Source organism: Oceanobacillus sp. FSL K6-3682, assembly GCF_037976165.1.
Taxonomy (GTDB): Bacteria; Bacillota; Bacilli; order Bacillales; family Amphibacillaceae; genus Oceanobacillus; species Oceanobacillus sojae.
This window is the reverse complement of record NZ_CP150263.1, coordinates 4,295,499-4,316,924: the sequence shown is the minus strand read 5'-3', so window position 1 is coordinate 4,316,924 and position 21,426 is coordinate 4,295,499. Positions and strand designations below refer to the sequence as shown.

At 37.9% G+C, this 21,426-nt stretch carries 18 protein-coding genes; 16 read left to right on the top strand and 2 right to left on the bottom strand.

Annotated elements, in window-relative coordinates; all coding sequences use genetic code 11:
* Positions 1 to 828: 828 nt before the first annotated feature.
* From MHH51_RS20930 to MHH51_RS20895, 8 genes are all read left to right on the top strand, one after another.
* On the top strand, positions 829 to 3,243 hold the full coding sequence (locus tag MHH51_RS20930; protein ID WP_339283413.1) for a Na+/H+ antiporter subunit A: 2,415 nt from the start codon (positions 829 to 831) through the stop codon (positions 3,241 to 3,243).
* Positions 3,230 to 3,652 carry a Na(+)/H(+) antiporter subunit B gene (locus MHH51_RS20925; RefSeq protein ID WP_147211794.1) on the top strand — a complete coding sequence of 141 codons (423 nt, stop codon included), beginning with the start codon at positions 3,230 to 3,232 and terminating at the stop codon, positions 3,650 to 3,652. The genes MHH51_RS20930 and MHH51_RS20925 overlap by 14 nt, the downstream gene beginning before the upstream one ends.
* A gap of 2 nt (positions 3,653 to 3,654) precedes the next feature.
* Complete coding sequence (locus tag MHH51_RS20920) at positions 3,655 to 3,987, top strand: Na(+)/H(+) antiporter subunit C (protein WP_147211795.1); 333 nt, start codon at positions 3,655 to 3,657, stop codon at positions 3,985 to 3,987.
* Positions 3,980 to 5,461, top strand: a complete 1,482-nt coding sequence (locus tag MHH51_RS20915) for a Na+/H+ antiporter subunit D (protein WP_156985205.1) — start codon at positions 3,980 to 3,982, stop codon at positions 5,459 to 5,461. Before MHH51_RS20920 ends, MHH51_RS20915 begins: the two co-directional genes overlap by 8 nt.
* Before the next feature lie 105 nt (positions 5,462 to 5,566).
* Entirely contained in the window at positions 5,567 to 6,049 is a 483-nt protein-coding gene (locus MHH51_RS20910; RefSeq protein ID WP_147211797.1) for a Na+/H+ antiporter subunit E, read from the top strand.
* Positions 6,049 to 6,333 (top strand): Na(+)/H(+) antiporter subunit F1, encoded by a 285-nt coding sequence (locus MHH51_RS20905; RefSeq protein ID WP_147211798.1) that lies wholly within the window; start codon positions 6,049 to 6,051, stop codon positions 6,331 to 6,333. Before MHH51_RS20910 ends, MHH51_RS20905 begins: the two co-directional genes overlap by 1 nt.
* Positions 6,311 to 6,748, top strand: coding sequence for a Na+/H+ antiporter subunit G (locus tag MHH51_RS20900; protein ID WP_147211799.1), 438 nt, complete (start codon positions 6,311 to 6,313; stop codon positions 6,746 to 6,748). The genes MHH51_RS20905 and MHH51_RS20900 overlap by 23 nt, the downstream gene beginning before the upstream one ends.
* A gap of 111 nt (positions 6,749 to 6,859) precedes the next feature.
* A complete protein-coding gene (locus MHH51_RS20895; protein ID WP_339283412.1) occupies positions 6,860 to 8,074 on the top strand; it encodes a cytochrome P450 in 1,215 nt (404 codons plus the stop codon).
* An 84-nt stretch (positions 8,075 to 8,158) separates the two neighbouring features.
* On the opposite strand, the gene MHH51_RS20890 is transcribed toward MHH51_RS20895, so the two are convergent.
* Positions 8,159 to 9,178: an LLM class flavin-dependent oxidoreductase gene (locus MHH51_RS20890; protein ID WP_147211801.1), complete on the bottom strand. Its 1,020-nt coding sequence runs from the start codon at positions 9,176 to 9,178 to the stop codon at positions 8,159 to 8,161.
* A 157-nt stretch (positions 9,179 to 9,335) separates the two neighbouring features.
* Here MHH51_RS20890 and rlmN point away from each other — a divergent pair, with 157 nt between their 5' ends.
* Positions 9,336 to 10,403, top strand: a complete 1,068-nt coding sequence (rlmN, locus tag MHH51_RS20885) for a 23S rRNA (adenine(2503)-C(2))-methyltransferase RlmN (protein ID WP_147211802.1) — start codon at positions 9,336 to 9,338, stop codon at positions 10,401 to 10,403.
* A gap of 69 nt (positions 10,404 to 10,472) precedes the next feature.
* Complete coding sequence (locus MHH51_RS20880) at positions 10,473 to 10,958, top strand: GNAT family N-acetyltransferase (protein WP_147211803.1); 486 nt, start codon at positions 10,473 to 10,475, stop codon at positions 10,956 to 10,958.
* 103 nt (positions 10,959 to 11,061) lie between these two features.
* On the opposite strand, the gene MHH51_RS20875 is transcribed toward MHH51_RS20880, so the two are convergent.
* The gene (locus MHH51_RS20875) at positions 11,062 to 12,309 is read right to left on the bottom strand and encodes a GGDEF domain-containing protein (protein WP_339283409.1); all 1,248 of its coding nucleotides are present in this window, start codon (positions 12,307 to 12,309) and stop codon (positions 11,062 to 11,064) included.
* Between the two features lie 606 nt (positions 12,310 to 12,915).
* Here MHH51_RS20875 and MHH51_RS20870 point away from each other — a divergent pair.
* The 6 genes from MHH51_RS20870 to MHH51_RS20845 all read left to right on the top strand — a co-directional run bounded on the left by MHH51_RS20870 (position 12,916) and on the right by MHH51_RS20845 (position 21,168).
* Complete coding sequence (locus MHH51_RS20870) at positions 12,916 to 14,085, top strand: ParM/StbA family protein (protein ID WP_147211805.1); 1,170 nt, start codon at positions 12,916 to 12,918, stop codon at positions 14,083 to 14,085.
* A gap of 9 nt (positions 14,086 to 14,094) precedes the next feature.
* Complete coding sequence (locus tag MHH51_RS20865) at positions 14,095 to 14,619, top strand: hypothetical protein (RefSeq protein WP_339283407.1); 525 nt, start codon at positions 14,095 to 14,097, stop codon at positions 14,617 to 14,619.
* A gap of 1,301 nt (positions 14,620 to 15,920) precedes the next feature.
* Positions 15,921 to 18,149, top strand: a complete 2,229-nt coding sequence (locus MHH51_RS20860; RefSeq protein ID WP_339283405.1) for a ribonucleoside-diphosphate reductase subunit alpha — start codon at positions 15,921 to 15,923, stop codon at positions 18,147 to 18,149.
* On the top strand, positions 18,134 to 18,580 hold the full coding sequence (locus MHH51_RS20855) for a flavodoxin (protein ID WP_147211808.1): 447 nt from the start codon (positions 18,134 to 18,136) through the stop codon (positions 18,578 to 18,580). The genes MHH51_RS20860 and MHH51_RS20855 overlap by 16 nt, the downstream gene beginning before the upstream one ends.
* On the top strand, positions 18,561 to 19,604 hold the full coding sequence (locus MHH51_RS20850; RefSeq protein WP_147211809.1) for a ribonucleotide-diphosphate reductase subunit beta: 1,044 nt from the start codon (positions 18,561 to 18,563) through the stop codon (positions 19,602 to 19,604). Before MHH51_RS20855 ends, MHH51_RS20850 begins: the two co-directional genes overlap by 20 nt.
* Before the next feature lie 973 nt (positions 19,605 to 20,577).
* On the top strand, positions 20,578 to 21,168 hold the full coding sequence (locus MHH51_RS20845; protein WP_339283402.1) for a DUF624 domain-containing protein: 591 nt from the start codon (positions 20,578 to 20,580) through the stop codon (positions 21,166 to 21,168).
* The last annotated feature ends 258 nt before the right edge of the window (positions 21,169 to 21,426 follow it).

The window sequence follows — 21,426 nt, the reverse complement described above, 5'->3', positions numbered from 1 at the left end:
ATAAGCGTATCACAACGTCATGCATGCAAGTACAGATAAATTCTTGTATAATATTTATGTGTGATTGTGAAGACTTATTGTTTTAGTGTGTGTTCTGCTGAGGCCTGTAAAAATATGACCTCATGATTGATGCTGCAACTTCGTGTTATTTTTATCAGATTGTTCGAACAACCATTTTAACACCTCATAATGCCTTTATATTCTACTGCAAGAAAGGCTTATTATTTTTTACCACGATTTTTCACAGCATGAGTGTCCGTAATTTTCCTCTGTTTGGGCATGAAAAACATTTTAAATATGTTAGGGCAAAGTGTCCCGCTAAATCAAGTTTCGTTTAATCAAAGTGAGTAATATCCCTTTCAATACGATTGAAATTGCTTAAAGAAGCAATCATAAAGTATTGATTTAACCACTTAACCGCCTTTTATTCAATTCACTTGCACTGTAATCCTGAAGGCGTTCTTCTAACATAACCTTATTGTGACGAGGAGCATAGACAGTCTGTTATAAATGTTTTCCAGAATAATATGTTTTTCTATCATTAGATTAGCATTTTACGGACAAAATAACCATTATGTTTGTGATATTCGTTTTTTCATTCATCACAATGGGTAGTTAGTAAATAACATACTTTCTAAAATAAAATGTGTGTGTACTTTTTATACGTCAACAAAGAGTATAAGGAAAACGAAGGATGTAAAGGTAAGGGATTATTGCCTGAGTTCCCCGGATTATGTGTGGGAACGCAAGTCAAGGGCAAACGATACTTGAAATTTTCGAAGCATAATCACGAAAAAGAAAATCAATAAAATGATAGGAGGTTCTCGTTTGTCGACTTTAGTACTGGCTATTTTTATACCATTTTTAGCTGCTGCAATTATACCCTTCTTATATAAATATTTGAAAAACATTCATGTCGGCTGGTTTGCTATTCTGGTACCGACAGGTTTATTCATTTATCTTGCTTCACTTATCCCAGCCATTTCAAGCGGTGAAGTTATTGTACAGACAATAAATTGGATTCCAAGCTATGGAATAGATATAACGGCTTATCTGGATGGACTCAGTCTTACATTGGCATTATTAATTTCCGGAGTTGGAGCTCTTGTTATTCTTTATTCCATCTATTACCTTTCTTCTAAAGAGCCAATAGGCACGTTCTATACATACCTCATGCTGTTTATGGGGGCTATGTTAGGTGTCGTTATGTCAGACAATATGCTTGTATTGTATGTCTTTTGGGAATTAACAAGTATTTCTTCCTTCTTGTTAATCGCATTCTGGTACCAGCGAAAACGTTCCAGAGAAGGTGCCAAGAAGTCATTAATTATTACCGTTTCTGGCGGTATCTCCATGCTGGTTGGTTTTATTATGGTCGGTTCCATGTCAAATACATGGAGTATCCGCGAAGTAATTGCAAATGTAGGAGCGATTAGCGACCATGCTTTATTTATACCGGCGATGCTGCTTGTCCTGCTTGGCGCTTTTACCAAGTCGGCTCAGTTTCCGTTCCACATCTGGCTTCCGGATGCCATGGAAGCACCTACCCCAGTCAGTGCTTATTTGCACTCCGCAACAATGGTAAAGGCAGGTATCTATCTTGTTGCCCGGTTCACGCCAGTTTTTGGCGGAGAAGCAGTCTGGTTCTGGGCGGTTACAGGAGTCGGGATATTCACACTCTTCTGGGGCTCCTTTAATGCCGTTCGCCAAACAGATTTAAAAGCATTGCTGGCTTATTCTACAATTAGTCAGCTCGGAATGATTATGAGTATGTTTGGTATGGGATCCGCTACTCTTTATTTAGGCTATTCAACAGAATCAGTAGTATATACAGGAGCAACATTTGCAGCGTTATTCCACTTAGTAAATCATTCTACGTTCAAAGGTGCTTTATTTATGGTTGTAGGTGTTGTGGACCACAGTGTAGGCACACGGGATATCAGGCGGTTAGGGGGATTAATAACATTAATGCCGGTTACCTTCACAATCGCAACTGTCGGAAGTATGTCTATGGCTGGATTACCCCCATTTAATGGTTTCCTGAGTAAAGAGATGTTTTTTGTATCCACTCTGGAAATTACAGAAGCAGGATTCTTTGGTCTGGGGACATGGGGTATAGCCATTCCAATTATTGCTTGGATAGCGAGTGTTTTTACATTTGTTTATTCAACCGTATTTGTTGTAAAAACATTCCTGGGACCTTATAAAGAAGAAAAATTAGAGCATCCGGCTCATGAACCGAAACCGGGTATGCTCATTTCTCCAATTATACTTGGACTGCTTGTTATTGTATTTTTCTTCATGCCGAATATTATTGGAGAGAATTTGATTACTCCTGCTATGAACGGGATTTTCCCGACATTCGCTGCAGAAGGTGCCGAGCTTGGAACACATATCCATGCCTGGCATGGATTTAAGCCCGAATTATTTATGACAATTGGAGTTGTTCTTTTCGGAGTGCTGCTGTTCATAACAAGGAAATATTGGTACGGCGTATACAATCTGTTCCCTGAAAAACGCTCTATAAATGTGTTTTACGGCTTTGTATTAGATCAGATTGAGGATAAATCCACTGTTATTACAAATAAGTACATGACGCGTTATTTGCGTGATTATATGGTGTATATCTTTGCCTTCTTTATTTTAGCAATTGGTGGTATTTTTATTTTTACTGAAGCGTATTATTTTACGCTTCCTGAGAATGCACCCATTTCTAATTTTGAGTGGCTTGTCATACTGGCTATGATGATAGCAGGAATTACCGTTTTATTTGCGAAATCACGGCTGACAGCAATTGTTTTAAATAGTATTTTAGGCTTTGGTATTTCGATTCTTTTTGTACTGTTCCGTGCACCGGATCTGGCTTTGACACAAACGATTATTGAAGCAGTAACAACGGTTTTATTTCTTGTTGCTTATTATTTTCTGCCTGAACTGGATAAGGAAGATACAACGAAGAAAACGAAAAGTATTAACCTGTTTATATCTATCGGTGTAGGAGTGGTATTTACTGCTGTAGCGTTAGGGGTTCAGGGAAACAAAGCGTTTGATACTATTTCAACCTTCTTTGAAAATTCCTATGAGCTTGCGGGCGGAAAAAACATGGTAAATGCCATTTTAGGTGATTTCCGGGCATTTGATACGATGATGGAGGTCGTCGTGCTTTTAATTGCAGGTATTGGTGTATATACAATGATCCGGGTGAAAGCCAAGAAGGAGAGTGATCAGATTGAAGATAAATAATGTCATTCTCCGTACAGTGGCTAAACTTGTTTTCTTTATTATTCTGACGCTTGCGGTATATTTATTCTTTGCAGGTCATAACAGTCCAGGCGGAGGATTCAGCGGCGGGCTGGTTCTTGCTTCCGCGCTGGTATTATTATTTATTGTGTTTGATATTGAAACTATCCAAAAAGGTTTGCCAATTGACTTTAAACTGGTAGCTGCCTTTGGAGCCTTTTTATCCGTAGGTACGGGATTTGGAGCATTGATATTTGGAGACAACTTTTTAACACAAGCCTTCGATTATTTTAATGTACCTTTTTTCGGTGAAATAGAACTGACAACTGTTACGATTTTTGAAGGCGGCGTTGCCTTGGTCGTTGTAGGTGTTGTTGTAACAATCTTATTAAGTATTAGTGAGGATGAGTAAATATGGAAACGTTAGTAACCATCCTGGCAGGTGTATTAGTAACAGTAGCAACTTACCTCTTACTGTCAAAGAGTTTAATTCGTGTCATTATCGGAACTGCGATTTTAACCCATGCAGCGCATCTTATTATTATGGTAGTTGCCGGCTTAAAGACTGGGACTGTGCCGATTGTCGGTGAGGGAGATCCAGTAGATCCACTTCCACAGGCATTGATTTTAACGTCAATAGTTATCGGTTTTGCGGTAACTGCGGTTTCTCTTGTTCTTGCTTATCGAACATACCAGGAGATTGGGACAGATAAACTAGATAAGTTACGGGGGAATCCAGATGAATAATATAATTGTTATGCCGATGATGCTCCCGGTCCTGGTCGGGATTATCCTTTTATTCTTAAGACCATATGTAAAAACGCAGCGGACAATCTCATTATTGGTATTTCTTGCGAATATCGGTATTAGTGTCTATGTACTGCAGCTAATTCAGCAAAATGGTGTTATGCGACTTGATTTTGGCGGCTGGCAGCCTCCTTTTGGAATCTTGTTTGTTGCTGACAGCTTTGCCATGCTGCTTGTGTTGTCATCAAGTGTGGTTGCTGCAGCGTGTTTAATTTATTCCTTTTCTTCGGTCAAACCATCCTTTGAAAAGAACTTTTTCTACTCCTTTGTTCTATTTCTGATAGCAGGGGTAAATGGTTCCTTTCTGACAGGAGATATTTTTAACCTGTTTGTCTGTTTTGAAATTATGCTTCTGTCATCTTATGTGCTGATTGCATTTGGAGGAAAGAAAAGACAGCTTCGCGAGTCAATAAAGTATGTAATTATTAATGTTGTCTCTTCCTGGATTTTCCTCGTAGCCATTGCTTATTTATATGGAGTAGTTGGAACACTTAATATGGCACATATATCAGAACGTATTGCAGAAGTAGGGCAAACACCTATGGTGACTGTTATCAGCGTCGTGTTTTTAACTGTATTTGCATTAAAAGCAGGGTTATTTCTATATTTCTGGCTCCCGGGATCTTATTCCGTTCCAATTACCCCAATTGCGGCTTTGTTCGGAGCGTTGCTGACAAAGGTCGGAATTTATGCGATGTTCCGCGTATTTACGCTGCTGTTTTACCAGGAACAGCAAATTACGCATACGCTGATTGGAATTTTGGCGGCATTAACTTTAATCGGTGGAAGTATTGGAGCAGTTGCTTATAAGGATATCCGGTTAGTAGCTTCTTACAATGTAATCATTGCGGTTGGTTTTATTCTGGTGGGCTTGGCTGTGGCAACGCCATCTGCTATAGAAGGATCCATTTACTACTTGATTCACGATATTATTATAAAAGCACTACTATTTTTACTGGTAGGTACAATGATTGCAGTAACTGGGCAAACTAGAATAGACGAGATAAGCGGACTTATTAAGAACCATCCGCTACTTGGGTGGCTGTTCTTCCTGACAACCTTGTCCTTGTCTGGAATTCCGCCGCTGAGCGGCTTTATCGGCAAGGTGCTGATTGGTGAAGGGGCTGTAGCAGCAGGATCGTATGTTTTATTAGCTCTTGCGTTTATTTCAAGTATCTTTGTTCTATACTCTCTTATGCGTATTTTTCTTACCAGCTTTTGGGGGGAAACGATAATAAGTAAGGATGAGGAAGTACCAGCTAAGAAAGGCTGGATTGTTTCTACTTGTATTTTAGCATTAGGGACGATTGCTTTGGGATTAGGCGCAGAGCCTATGTCTGTGTATGTCCAGGATGCAGCGGAAACTTTATTAAACCCGCAAATCTATATTGACGCAGTACTTGGAGGTAATTAATCGGCTGGAATGTAATATTTTAAGCTCGAATTATCTGGTCAGCCTTTCTGAGATCAGGTTGATATTCTCCGGTCAGTTTTTAAAAAACAAGGTGGTGAATGCAGAATGCCGGCACAGTTTTTATTAAATGTTTTTATCGCTGTATTATGGACGCTGATCAGTGATGAATCAGAACTTCGTTTTACAACATTTGTAGCAGGTTACATCGTTGGGATCGGTATCGTATTTTTAATGCATCGATTTTTCGGAGAACGCTTTTATTTATCACGCTTTTTTGCATTAATAAAGCTTATATTTATCTTTACAAGAGAGCTTATTTCTTCTTCAAAAATGGTTCTTGGACAAATTTTAAAACCAAAGCTTTCAATTAAGCCGGGGCTGTTTAAATACGAAACAGTTCTGCAGGGCGATTGGGAAATTACGGCATTGGCTCTATTATTAACATTAACTCCTGGTTCTGTTGTCATAGAGGTGACAGAAGATGGGGATGCCTTTTATATACATGCAATGGATGTGGAAGAGTCGAAAGATATATTATTAAAGTCAATTGATAACTTTGAAAAAGCGATTATGGGGGTGACGCGCTGATGGTTCAAGGAATGTTGACAGTTGCCTTAACATTTTATGGAATATCGATTTGTATCAGTGTTTTTCGGATTATTATCGGTCCGAGCCTGCCTGACCGTATTGTAGCCTTAGATATGATTGGTGTGATGCTTGTGTCTTCCATAGCGATTGTATCTGTCATGCTGACAACAACAGCATTTTTAGAGGTTATATTGATTTTAGCTATTCTGGCTTTTATCAGTACCATTGCCTTCTCGAAATATATTGAGAGGGGGGTCATTCTTGAATATAGACGGGACGATTGAGTTTATTGCTGCTTTATTTATGCTTGCCGGATCGATTATGGCGTTAATCAGCGCGATAGGAATCATTCGTCTGCCAGATGTCTTTACACGATCCCACGCAGGTACTAAAAGCTCTACGCTTGCGGTTCTGTTAACTCTGGTTGGAGCATTTATTTATTTTGCTTCCAATCAAGGTTTTTACAGTGTTCGTCTGCTGCTGGGAATTGCCTTTGTGTTTTTGACTGCTCCAGTTGCCGGACATGTTATTACCCGGGCTGCTTACCGGGCGAATGTGAAAATGGCAGATACAACAGTTGAGGATGAGCTGAAAGATGTGATGGATCAAGTCAGAGAAGAAGCGGAAAAAGAGCGTAGTGAAACTGGTGAAGTAATCATAGAGGATGAGAAAGTAGCAGACAAAGAGCATTCTAGGTAGAGTGCTCTTTGTTTATAATCCTAAGAAAACGGTGCATACTTTTAAGATAGGGACAGGTTTTAAGAGTGGTGAAGAGGGAAGTAGGATAGAGAAGTACTAGGGGGTTAGAACATGGTAAAACCAATCGTGCAGGATAAAGGAATGGATCATACGATAGATTTTTTAAGAGATGGTTATTTTTATTTTTCTAAACGAATGAATGAATATCAGGAAGATGTTATCGGGTCGCGTATATTCGGGAGAAAGCTGGTGATGCTGCGTGCAGATGAGGCAGCAGATTTAGTAAGGGATACGAGTAAGTTTAAAGCCGAGAGAAGTATCTCTGAACTGTCTACTAGTTTGCTGACGGAAGAAAATGGCGTATTTTATTTGGCGGATATTGATTACCACCAGGAGAAAGCGTGGTTTCAAGAAGCCTTCACTGCAGAAAATCGGGAAGAGCTGGAGGCGATTATTCGGCAGCGTTGGCAAGAAAGAATAGAGGCATGGAAGACCAATCCGTCCATTAATTTTGTGACCGAAATGGAAGAGATGTGGGTCATTGCTGTTTGTAACTGGTTAGGAATTCCGATTCGTGCAAATAATCTGAAGCAGCGTACAACGGATATTCAGGAATTTGTCCAACTGTTTTCAAAGTATGGATTAAATCGTTGGAAAAGGAATCAGGCGAAGAATCGAATTGAAAAGTGGCTCGTATTTTTAGTCCGTCAGCTAAGAGCAGGAGGAGTCCATGTCGATGAAGATAAATTCCTTTATAAATTATCTTGGTATGAGGATGAATCTGGTCGGATTTTACCGATTAAAACAGTGGTTGAGGAGTTACTATTACTTATTCGGACTTTTGTTGTTTCCAGCCGATGGGTTGTCTTCAGCCAGTTAGCGCTGATTGAGAATCCGCAGTTAAAAGAACGGCTGCGAATTGATAAGAAATATGTCGGCTGCTTTATTCATGAGGTTATCCGTTATTTTTCTATGGTACCTTTTTCAGCAGCAAAGACACAGGAGCAATTCTTCTGGAAGGATATGTTCTTTGAAAAGAATCAGCTTGTCTTATTTGATATACATGGTACAAACCATCATCCTGGGAAGTGGAGTCAGCCAGAATTATTTCAGCCTGATCGATTTTTAGTCAGTGATACTGCACCTGGTTTTGTGAAAGAGAGTGTAATAATGCAGTTAATGAAAGTGAGCTTATCGTATCTGCTGCAGACAGACTGGATTGTACCGAATCAAGAGTTCACCTGCCGGGGTACGGAAATTCCAGCAAGACCGAAGAATGGTATTCGTCTGGAGTTTTATCATGAAGGGTTTTTGGAAGACAATTAAAGAAGCCGGAAGGATGAAAGCTTTGAAAACAAATATGGTCTCCCTTGTGAGAGTGAGTTTCTCTTAAGGAAGACCATCATTAATTTATTCATCCATTAACTCGCCTACAATAGAATAGGAGTCGAGTCTTGCTTTAATGTCGTAGATTTGAGATGTGATAATAATCTCATCGGCATCTGTTTCTTTTCGGAATGCTTCCAATCCTTTACGGACATTTTCTTTGCTGCCGATAATCGTTGTTTTTGGACTCAAAGACTCTTGAACAGCAGCCTTTTCCGCTGGTGACCAGATTGCATCCATGCTTTCAACAGGCGGCTGCAGCTTGGATTCTTTCCCTTTTCGCAGATTTAAAAATTGCATCTGGTGAGAGGTGGCTAAGCGCGCTGCTTCTTCATCTGTATCAGCTGCAATAACATTTACTGCTACCATTGCATACGGCTTATCAAGTGCTTCAGACGGCTGGAAACGGTCGCGATAGAGCTTCAGTGCCGGAACGGTATATGCAGGTGCAAAATGGCTGGCAAATGAAAATGGCAGGCCTTTTTCAGCAGCTAATCTCGCACTGAAATCACTCGAGCCAAGCAGCCAGATCGGGATATCCAGTCCTTGCCCGGGTATTGCTTTCACTCGTGATACAGGATTAGTTGAAAAATAGTCCTGTAATTCATTAACCTGCATCGGAAATTCCTCCGGACCGGCATGCAGTGTACGGCGTAAAGCAAAGGCAGTTGCCTGATCACTTCCGGGTGCGCGGCCTAATCCTAAGTCAATACGACCTGGATAAAGGGATTCAAGTGTGCCAAATTGTTCTGCAATAACCAGGCTTGCGTGATTTGGCAGCATGATGCCGCCTGAACCTACACGAATGGAATTGGTATGGCCGGCGATGTGACCTATTAATAAAGAGGTAGCCGAGCTTGAAATTCCTTTCATGTTATGGTGTTCTGCAAACCAATAGCGGTGAAATCCTAATCTTTCGACATGCTGCGCCAGACGGACGCTTTCCTGAAATGCCTGTGTTGCGTCCCCGCCTTCAATAATTGGGGCAAGATCAAGAACAGATAAAGGTATATTTTGAAATGTTTTATATGATTGAGTATCCATTAAATCCCTCCTTACTTAATAAAAATAATAAAGGTTTCTTGTTATACCGTCCAATGTTTGAACTTATACCTTAAAAAGAAGGTGAAAACTATTTGCTAAGCTTGTCTTAATCAAGTAATATAGGGAAAGTAGAAAAAATGGAAATGAGGGTATATTGATGAGTAATTCATCTATCTACGGATTAACATATGAACAATTGAAGTTGTGGTTAATGGAACATGGTGAAAAACGGTTCCGCGCTGATCAAGTGTGGAATTGGTTATATAAAAAGCGGATCAGCCGCTTTGAAGATATGAATAATGTTAATCAGTCAACAATTGACCTTTTGAAGGAAAATTTTGTCCTGCATACAATGGGGGAAGAAATTCGTCAAGAGTCAAAAGACGGCACAATTAAATTTCTATTTAAACTGGCGGATGGCAATGTTATTGAAACAGTACTGATGCGCTTTAATTATGGACTGTCTGTTTGTGTGACAACACAGGTAGGGTGTAATATCGGCTGTTCTTTTTGTGCAAGTGGATTATTGCGCAAAAACCGCGATTTGACCAGCGGAGAAATTGTTGAGCAAATTATGAATGTACAAAAACATCTGGATGAGCGTGGAGAAGAAGACCGTGTCAGCCATATTGTTGTTATGGGAATCGGAGAGCCTTTGGATAACTATAAGAACTTAATGGATTTCTTATACATCGTTAATGATGACGGCGGATTAAATATTGGTGCGCGTCATATTACAGTTTCAACAAGTGGATTGGCACATAAAATGTATGAATTTGCTGATGAACCAATCCAGGTGAATCTGGCTATTTCTTTACATGCACCGAATAACGAATTACGTACGAAAATCATGAAGATTAATCGTGCCTTCCCAATTGAAAAACTGATGAAGGCTGTAGATTACTATTTAGAGAAGAAGAATCGCCGTATTACGTACGAGTACATCATGCTTCATGATGTTAATGATCATAAGAAGGAAGCACGTGAACTGGCTAAATTAATCAGCGGCCACCGTCATCTTGCTTATGTTAATCTGATCCCTTATAATACGGTTGATGAGCATATTGCATATCAACGCAGCAGCTCAGAGAATATTCAAGCCTTTTATGAAACCTTAAAAGCAGAAGGTATCCAATGTGGTGTCCGCTGGGAAAATGGTGCAGACATTGATGCAGCCTGCGGACAATTACGAAGTAAGCAGATCAAAAAGGAAAAAGCAGTTTAATCTAGGAAGTAAAAGGGGCTTACTCAGGGATGAGTTGGCTTCTTTCTTTATATAAGTGGGGTGTATTTGTTGAATAAATCTGTTGTAATCAGAGAAATTGAAGCGAAGGATGACAAGGTCATAGAAGCCATCATTAAACGTTCTTTAGAGAAGCATCATTTAGATCATGAGGGCACAGCTTACACAGATCCGCAGCTCGCGCACCTAAGTACATACTATAATGAACGTCCAAAGGATAAATATTGGGTTATCGAGGTGGATGGAGAGGTAGCCGGGGGAATCGGTATAGGTGTTTATGATGCGAAACGCTCTATTTGTGAGCTGCAGAAGCTTTATTTAGCTCAAAAAGCACAGGGCAGGGGTTTATCCAGGGAATTAATGAAAACAGCCCTGAGCTATGCTTCTATGCATTTTAAGCAATGCTATTTAGAAACAAGACATGAGCTGGAAACAGCGGGACGCTTATATGAAAAATATGGCTTTCGGTTATTAGAGAAACCATTGGAAGGAAGCGAGCACACTGCAATGGACCTCTGGTACATCAAAGAGCTATGAAAAACAATATAATTCTGTTTTAAGAAAAGCTGTAAATTCGTTTATAATTTATCGAATTCACAGCTTTTTATGTTCATATAAATACTATTCGCCAAATCCACTGTTATTTAAGCTTATTTAAGCTGCTGTTTTGTGAGATGATTTTGTTTTTACCATTATGTTTAGCTTCCAGCAGCAATTCATCAGCCTTCATATATGCTTTTTTTAGCTCCATACGATTACCCTTTTGTATATAATACATCCCAAATGAAGCAGTATAGGGAATATTGACTGTCTTGGAGCGGAATTCAGTTTCTACAGGTGTATCCAAAATAGTATCTCGTAATTGCCCCAGGAAAATCAGGCATTCTTCATATGTTTTATTTCTTAGAATAAGGGTGAACTCTTCTCCGCCAGTACGGAATACATAGTCGCATGAGGCTGTATGCTTTTGCAAAAGCTTGGCGAAGTGCTGAATTACGCCGTCACCAATAATATGATTAAAAGTATCATTGATCGATTTAAATGAATCAATATCAGCAATAACCACTGCAAGATCCTCTTCATTACCGTTTAATTCCTTCATTACCTTATTCATGTATGCACGATTATGGATATTCGTTAAAAAATCAGTATATGCCATTTTCTTGAAACGCTCATTCTCCTGTTTTTGCAGCAAAAGTTTTGTGTGAAATATTCCAGCGCGTCCTACAATATAGCTTAACAAGAAAATCGCAATAACAGCTTCCCATTGTCCTAAAGTAATGAAGGTGAAAAGAAGGGCATTAGTCAATGCGGTTTTAAGCAGGTCAAGCATACTTCTTCCCGTAATAAATTCAATTGCTTCTTGTTTAGATTGCACATTTTTAGTAATAAACATAAGTATTAATATGAAGCAGGAAGAAATAATGTCCATTATAATAGTGAGAAAGAAAACAAATAACCAGAATGCAAAAGGAAGTGATGAAATCATAGGGTATATAAGCTGAAAGCAATAAAATCCAAAAGAATGGAAAAGGACCGGACCGCCTATATTATAAAAAGTATGTAACAGTTCATCTTCGTCAGCAGTTCCTGTAATTTTCCTATGGAAGTATACATAAAAACGATTAACTAATTCAAATAGAAATAAGCCTAAAGGTCCAGTTAATAGGACAAAAGAGAAGCTGTAAGAAATACTGTAGTCAACATTCATTGTCCCGGTTTTAACGAGAGTTCTTAAGTGTACAAACAGAACAGAAAAGACTAAGTACAATGTAAATAATGTAAAGTAGGTATTTACATCAACAATTAGTGTGCCATATTTAATGGATAATGCGGCAGCGGCAATAAAGATCGATATAATTACAAATCGCAGATATAATCGGATCATAATAAAAACCTCTCCATTTCATGAAATAATAGCCAAAATATTATATAAATCAAGTGAAAAAGGCTCGGGTTTTTAGACCTAATTATATGATATGCAAACATAGCTGACCGCCTTTTGATTGGTAGAAGGAAATATATTTACAAGATTTTATTTAGGGGTAAAATATACAGAAATAAACATTTTATAAGTTACTAATGTTTATTTATCAAATCATATTTTATAGAAAATTGGGATATTTAACAAGTCTTTCTTCTTATTTTTTGAAATAGAAAAACTGGTTATAATATGTCGAAAATAATATCTTTATAATTGTACACAAGTAAACAAGTTTTGTGTACAATTATAAACAAAAATGTTTACTTGTGTACAAAATCGTGTAAAACTTGATTTAATAAGGATATATAAAGTATACAAAAAAACAAACATGTAAACAATTTGTCGAAAGACTTGAGAAAATAAATGAATACGTTTATTCTAGAAACATAGATTTTTAATTATGTTATGTACATTCGATTAGAGATAGTTTGCTAGAATGTCCATATATTTGTATCTTATTTAAAAAAGTAAGGTACATTATAAAATCTTATTTTTGGAAGGAGAATGAAAATGACAAAATCTAGAATTGCAGCAATTGATGTTGGGAACGATGCCTTAAAAGGTAATTTTGGTAAATTAGAGAATGAATATTACATACCTAATGTGGTAGCGCCAGATTTAGAGGATAGACCTGTAATTGGAATTGAAGAACTGGATAATAAGGAAGTATTGGATAATATTCATATTCGTATCCACTCCCCTGCCCTATCTGAAAACAACATTATATATAGAGTGGGAAATCTGGCTACAAAAACAACAAACTCTCAGGAGCTGGATCCAGGAAGCAGTAAATCAGAAGAAGATCAGACATTAGTTATGTTATTTGCTGCTTTAGCATTGGATGCTGTATCAAGCGACGCGTTTAAAGAGAAGAATGATGTTTATGACGCTCTTTATACATTAGGAACAGGGTTGCCTCTCAGAGAAGTAAAAGAAGGAAAAGACGTCGGGTACCGCTCTCGCCTGCTAGGGTCAGTGCATCAAATAGAATTTCTAGTTACTCCTAAACACCAGGGCAAGAAAGTAAATATTAAATTTGATGAAGTAAAAGTATACCCGGAAGGATTTGCCGCTTACGTCAATTTAATTATGGATAATGACTTAAAAGTTATCAACAAGGAATTAATTGACAAACAAATTTTAATTCAGGATATCGGCGGGTTATCCACAGATATCGCGGTTATTCGCAATAGAAATGTGGATGACGATAAAGCACAAGGATTTAATATAGGTGTTTCTGAATCTCTGGAACAAATCCGTGAAGAAATAAGATCAAAGCATGGTGTAGAGCTGGATAGCAGAAGAGATGTCGTTGATATTATCACAAGAAAAAATGACCGCAATCACATTATGGTAAAAGGAAGCCGTACCAATGTACATGATATAACAGATCATATTTTATTGGAGCTTGCCAAGAAAGAATATCGCTATCTGCGCAATGTATGGAGCAGGAACTCACAGACAGAGATTTGCTATTTTGTCGGAGGAGGATCAGCAGTTCTTAAGGATTATATCAAAGCTCTAAACAATAAACTGGATGGCTACAACATCGAATTCTTTGAAGATGAGAGTGAAAGTATCTGGATGATGGCTAACGCATACTATAAATTGATTACTGATTTTGTACAGAAAAATGAAAAAGCTGAGAAGAAGGAAGAGAAGACTACGAAAGCAAAGTAAGGTGATCCTATGGGAAAGAATATCGAAAGAGGACAAACAATCACATTTCGAATTCCTTCAGATACTCCTGAATACTTACTGAGACAGCTGCAGCAATTGAAGGAAACCGAACGGAGAAACTTTTCAAGTAAAATTGCAAGTTTCGTCTTAAAAGGTGTAAATGATATGAGTGTAAAAGAAAGGGAAACTGTTACAATCCCTCTGCCCAGATCATTGACAAAAGAGCAAAAGAGCTGGTTGAAGCATGAACACTCTGAAGCTTTGATTGGAACGATTTTATATCAATTGCTAACCGATCCAATGCGTGCAACTGCCCTTTTAACTTCCATGAATAACAGCACAGATAATATATTTAAAGGCATAGAAGAATCGAAAAGCTATGTCTCAAACCAAGAGCAGGAAGTCACTCAAGATAATTGGAATATGGATGATTTAAATGCAGATGAACTAAACATTCATGATTCTGCAGAAGATGATGAAGACGAGGAAGAACTTGACCCATTAAGTGATTTCTTTTCAAGTATGAATAAATAGCAAATAAGAGCAGTTCCTGACATATGAGCAGGAGCTGCTCTTATTTATTATTTAACTCAACTTTCAGACTTAAAAAATAACTTGCTTATCCTAGAGACAGGTGTTGACCGTTCCTTCCATCTATCTCTTGACAAAGTATAAACGATATTTAGAAAGAAGATAACGTGTAAGGCCACCGCTACGGCGGACCGTTTTGCTTTCGACGTACAGGACGTACTAATGCAGGCGTTGCAACAACTCTTTTCGATGGGGTGAGTAATCGCAACCCCAGGACGTTGCGACCTTAGCCTGCCTAGGGGCATGCTCTTCAGCTAACTTTTACCAAGAAGAGCACTTGGCAAAAGTGGATCTTCAGATGATGCTATTCCCTCAGGAGTCAAAACGGTCTGCCTCCGCTAGCAGGATGTTCTATACTGGCTGAAGCCGTCCCCATGGAAAGCGTAGTGGTTGGTCGGAGCGGCGCTATACACAATTTTCATTTCATATAGAAGGATGATTTAACAAAATGCAAGCAAGATAATAAAGAACATGTTCATCCTGGAATGGTAAGGTATAGATACTTACTCTCAGGTGTGAAAGTTGAGTTATTTAATAAGTATTCACATTTTAAATATATTTGGGGATAATACTGTGGAAATGTCTTGAATAACTTTTTAATATCCACACCTTATCCACAGGGGGAGATGTGGATAAAAAATTACCATTAAAAATCACTTCTAAATACTTTTCTTTCTATTAATTTAAGCTATAATGAGAACTTGAGTTTAATAAAAAGTGAAATAGTAAATAGTATCTTTGGTAGAGATTTTATTGAAAGATAAAAACAATATAATTTTTATTTGTTTTTAAGCTTCTAAAGAAAGCAGAAATTACCTGCCTTTACGAAGAAAAAAAGATAAAAATAGAGTCTAGTTAAAACAGACTATCTTGAATTAAAATCTTGCGTAGTTGAATAATCTATGATAGTGTTTAATACAAGATGTGGGCGAACTCAAAACTGATTAACACTATATATAGTATATTGTGAAAGTGAAAGGATAATTACTGAAATGTCGAAACTAATACAAATCAGGGATATCCCACCAACTTATGGTATTCAAAAATGAGGCAATCTACTACATCTAGTATGGGTAGCGGATTGCTTTTAATAATAAAAAATATAAATCAGCAGATTTGCCCGGCAAGACGTTTATTATTTGTACGGAAGAAGCAACAGAATCATTTGAAGAATACATAGTTATTTTTTTATATTTACAAATAATTGTTTTATAGAAATATATATGATTACAGGAGGCTTAAACATGACCATTATTATTAATCCGTCATCTATCCAAGAAAAAATTAATAATGCATCGGAAGGCTTAAAAGTAGATGCTGCTTCTTGGTTTCAAAAAGCAGAAAAACAAACACAAGGTGTTACCTCGAGTAAAAAAGTGAATGATACACTGATTCAGACAGCTCTTGAAAATATAGATGAAGCAAATCCAGATTGGACTTATGCAGCTGCACGTATTTATGTAGGAAATTTATATAAAGAAGCTGCTGCCAATCGCGGTTATGATGAAAGTGAGAAATATGGTTCCTTTTATCACTTAATCAAAATGTTGACAGATGAAGGTATCTATACAGCCTCATTTTTAGAAAAATATTCAAAAGAAGAAATAGATCAAATTGGCAGCCTTATTGTGCCGGACAGAGATATGTTATTTAACTATTTAGGTATTTATACAGTTGCAACACGCTATTTAGCAACAGATCATCAGAAGCGTGTATTTGAGCTTCCTCAGGAACGTTGGTTAGTTATTGCTATGCATTTAATGCAGGATGAGCCGAAAAATAAGCGGATTGAATACATTCAAGAAGCATATTGGGCTTTGAGTAATTTATATATGACTGTAGCTACGCCTACATTAACGAATGCCGGAAAAACGCATGGTCAGCTCTCCAGCTGCTTTATTGACACGGTGGATGACAGCCTGCAGGCAATCTATGATAGTAATACTGATATTGCCAAGCTTTCCAAAAACGGTGGAGGAATCGGCGTTTACATGGGGAAAATCCGTGCAAGAGGCAGTTCTATTAAAGGATTTAAAGGGATGTCCAGCGGTGTTGTGCCATGGATTAAACAATTGAATAATACAGCAGTCAGCGTTGATCAGCTTGGCACACGTAAAGGTGCAATAGCAATCTATTTAGATGTATGGCATCGAGATATAGAATCATTCCTGGATTTAAAGCTGAATAATGGGGATGACCGCATGCGTGCTCATGATATCTTTACCGGAGTATGCTTGCCGGATTACTTTATGGAAAAGGTTGACCAGCGTGGTGACTGGTATCTATTTGACCCACATGAAGTACGTCAGGTAATGGGCTTTTCTTTAGAGGACTTTTATGATGAAGAAAAAGGTGACGGCACATGGCGTAAGAAGTATGAAGAATGTGTTGCCAATGAAGATTTATCAAAAGAAAAAGTACCGGCTATTGAAATAATGAAGCGTCTGATGCGCTCTCAATTAGAATCAGGAACACCATTCATGTTCTACCGTGACGAAGTAAACCGTCAAAATGCCAATTCACATGAAGGTCTTATTTATTGTTCCAACTTATGTACAGAAATCACACAAAATCAATCACCGACATCTTTTGTAGAAGAGTTTTTAGAAAATGAAAATACAATTGTAAGAAAATATCAATCTGGGGACTATGTGGTTTGTAACCTGAGCTCTATTAACCTGGGAAGAGCTGTTTCCGATGACGTGTTGGAGCGTTTAATTTCTATTCAGGTGAGAATGCTGGATAATGTTATTGACATTAATACATTGCCAATTTTGCAAGCGACAATTACTAATCAAAAATACCGGGCGATTGGTCTCGGAACATTTGGATGGCATCATCTTTTAGCATTAAAGGGAATCAGCTGGGAAACAGAAGAAGCAGTTCAGTATGCTGATGAGCTTTATGAGAATATTGCTTATTTAACGATTAAAAGCAGTATGGAGTTAAGTAAGGAAAAAGGGTCTTATCCGGTTTATGAAGGCAGTAAATGGAGTACAGGAGCTTATTTCGACCAAAAAGGCTACACGGACTCTAAATGGACTTCGTTAAAAGAAGAAGTCAAAGAGAATGGTATCCGTAACGGTTACCTGATGGCTGTTGCACCAAACTCTACAACAGCAATGATTGCCGGGTCTACAGCAAGTATTGATCCGATTTTCCAAGTATTTTATCATGAAGAGAAGAAAGACTTTAAAATACCTGTAACTGCTCCGGCATTGGATCATAACACGTATAATATATACCGCCGTTCTGCGTATATTGTCGACCAGCGTTATTCTGTCAGCCAGAACGCAAAACGCCAGCGTCATATTGACCAGAGCTTATCATTTAATTTTTATGTTCCAAATACGATTCGTGCGTCTGTATTACTGGATTTACACTTACAGGCATGGAAGGAAGGACTTAAAACAACTTACTATGTTCGTTCAACATCCAATGATGTCGAAGAGTGTGAGTGGTGTCAAAGTTGAGGATACTCATCGCGTATTTAAGCTACAGCGGTAATACAGAAGAGGTCGCTTCGTATATTGGGGAGTTTTTAAATAAAGAAGGGGTAACTGTTGAGTGGCATCGTATCGGTATCGATGTCCTCAAAGACCCCGCTTATTATGATCTTGTATTTTTAGGGACCTTCACTTGGGATAGAGGGTCCACACCAGATGAAGTAAAGGACTTTGTTTTGGAAGTAGGGTATAAACCTGGAAATATGGTTATTTTCGGAACTGGAGATACACAATTTGGCGGGGATGATTTATTCTGCAGGGCTGCAGATAAATTAGCTCGTTTTTATGAAAGCAGTTTTCCGGTTCTTAAAGTTGAACAGTCACCGCGCGGTTCGCAGGAGAATAAGATCGAACAGTGGCTGGAAGGAGTGCTAGATAATGCAAAAAGTTATGCTTGAACGGGCTAAAACGCTTGAACCGCGTTTTCCAAATAAATCAACGGGCTTATTCGGAGGCAAATCAAGTGGGATTTTGAACTGGAATGATATTGCTTATCCACATTGGCATAAAATGTATAAAAGACTTGTCGGAAACTACTGGCAGGCGGATGAAATAAACATGTCCAGTGATGTAAAACAATTCTCTTCACTAAGTAACGAGGAGCAGGATGCTTATTTGAAGATAATTGGACTGTTATCCACATTGGATGCGCCGCAAACAAGGACAGCATTGTTAATCTCACTGTATGCAACAGATCCTTCTGTCCAATCTATTATGGCGGTTATTGCCCAGCAGGAGGCTGTGCATAATGAAAGTTATTCTTATGTGCTATCTTCTGTTGTTTCCTGGAACGAGCAGAATGAATCGTTTCAATTAGGCAGAACAGATGAATTATTGATGAAGCGGAATGAACTGCTTACAGAACAGTATAATGCATTTGTCGAAAATCCGACTTTGGAAAATATCCTTAAGACATTAGTATATACTTCTCTATTAGAAGGAATGTTTTTCTATTCAGGGTTTGCGTTCTTTTACCATTTGGCCAGACAAAATAAAATGGTAGGGACATCCACGATGATCAGCTATATTAACCGTGATGAGCTGGAGCATGGCCGTTTTATTACAGAGCTGTTCCGGGCTACACTGGCTGAAAATCCAGAGTACAATAATAAAGAATTCATCCAGTGGATTTATGATCATTTCCAAAGCTCTGTTGAACTGGAATTAGAGTGGTCGCATTATGTACTTGCAGGTATTGAAGGAATCGATATGGATGAGCTTGACGGCTATATCAAATACCGGGCAAATAAAATGCTGCGTATGATGGGATTAGAAGAACTTTATCCAGAACATGTGGAGAATCCAATGAAATGGATTCGTGCTTATGTAGATAATGTCGATGGAACGAAGACAGATTTCTTTGAACAGAAATCACGTCAATATACAAAAACAAGTGATTTAAATGGTTTTGATGACCTTTAAAAAAAAGCGCATTTTGCGCTTTTTTTATGCATAAATTAAATTTGATAATTCCAGATGCAGCCTTTACCAAGCATATTGTCTAAGGCTCAATTCCTTATGCGTTATTTTAAATAACTCAACTTTCACACCTTAAAAAGTAACTTCCTATCCATAGGAACAGGGGGTTGATCATTTCCTCCATATATCTGTTGACAAATATAGAAGGTAAAGTGTACAGCGATCGCTACGGCGGACCGTTTTGCTTTCCTAGGGGCACGCTCTTCAGCTAACTTTTGCCAAGAAGATCACTTGGCAAAAGTGGATCTTCAGATGGTGCTTAATCCCTCAGGAGTTAAAACGGTCCGCCTCCGCTAACAGGGTATTCTATACTGAAATAACTGAACAAATAAAAGGCGGATCTGACGGAACAAATTTTTCGTGTTTTATGGTAAAGATGCTCAGTAATCCTTATTTTTGGTGCATGAAAGCTATTCTCGATATGATTTATTCATGTTGTCATGATTTGAACTGCTAAAAACCGTTTAAAACACCAGCATGATTGTTTATTTAGGCTAAAAAACGATGATTTCATCTAACTTCATCAGGATATTATTTCTTCCATGCGCTGTAGAATCCTATTAGAGCGCAGGCCAACCACGTAGACTCCTATGGGAACAGGGCGAGCTGAAGATCCACTTGAAAAGCGGGTTTCTTTTCAAGTTAGCTGAAGCCGTCCCCATGGAAAGCGGAGTGGTTGGCCGGAGCGGAAGCTATACACAATAACCTGTTCAAAAAATAAAAAGATGAGTTAACTAAAAGCAAGCATGATAATTGAGACCATGTACATCCTGGAACAGCAAGGTTTATATGTTTATTCTTAGGTGCGAAAGTTAAGTAAATAATATTGACGAAATAAATTTTTATAATTATAATCAATTTTGGAAACCGTTTACATAAAATAATATGGTTGAATTAAAAAGGAGGAGAGGATGCTATGTCAAAAACAGTTAAGCTTACAGATTGGATCTTTGAAATATTCAGCCTGCAAATATTATGGATTATCCATATATTCAAAGGTTTTATTGTTCTGGGAATCTTCCCCTCCATAGCAGCGGTTTTTGCAGTGGTCAGACACTGGCTGTTGAAAAGAGAAGTGGAGTCACTTTCTTATATTTTTAAGCAATATTATAAAGAAAACTTTAAAACAGCGAATATATTGGGCTGGTTTTTTTCAAGCATTACATTTATTGTCATTATGAACTTTATTTATACCGCTTACTATCCGGAACAAATCCAGATAATAATGTATGCTGCTGTTATATTCATGGCAATTATTTTGCTGATTGTCTGGGCTTATCTATTTCCAGCTATAGTTCACTATAAATTATCAATCTATGAATTATCTTTAGTCGTTTTAAAAGCCGGTTTTTCGTCTCTGAAAGGCATCATCTTTCAGCTGGTATCTGCTGTAATTATCTTTGTTATTATTTTCAAATTACCAGGCTTGGTACTGATTTTCGGGATTATCCCTGTTGCTTTTACGCAGACAGCAATTAGCATTAAAGTATTCCATGAGCTTAATTAGGCAATGGAAGTGGAACTGGACGCCTTCGTGACTTATTGGGTTCTAAATAAAGAATGCCCTATAAATCCGTAAAGAACGACATAATTGGAGAAAAAACTTGTCATAATTCATCTCCGGATATATAAGAAGCGATGTTTGTTTTGGAAACCGGTTTCTGTATAATTTGAAACAATTATAAAAAAGTAGTTGTATTTTTGCTGATTAGAGAATATAATCATCATATGAAACCGCTTTCTATATATAATTTAGAAACCGGTT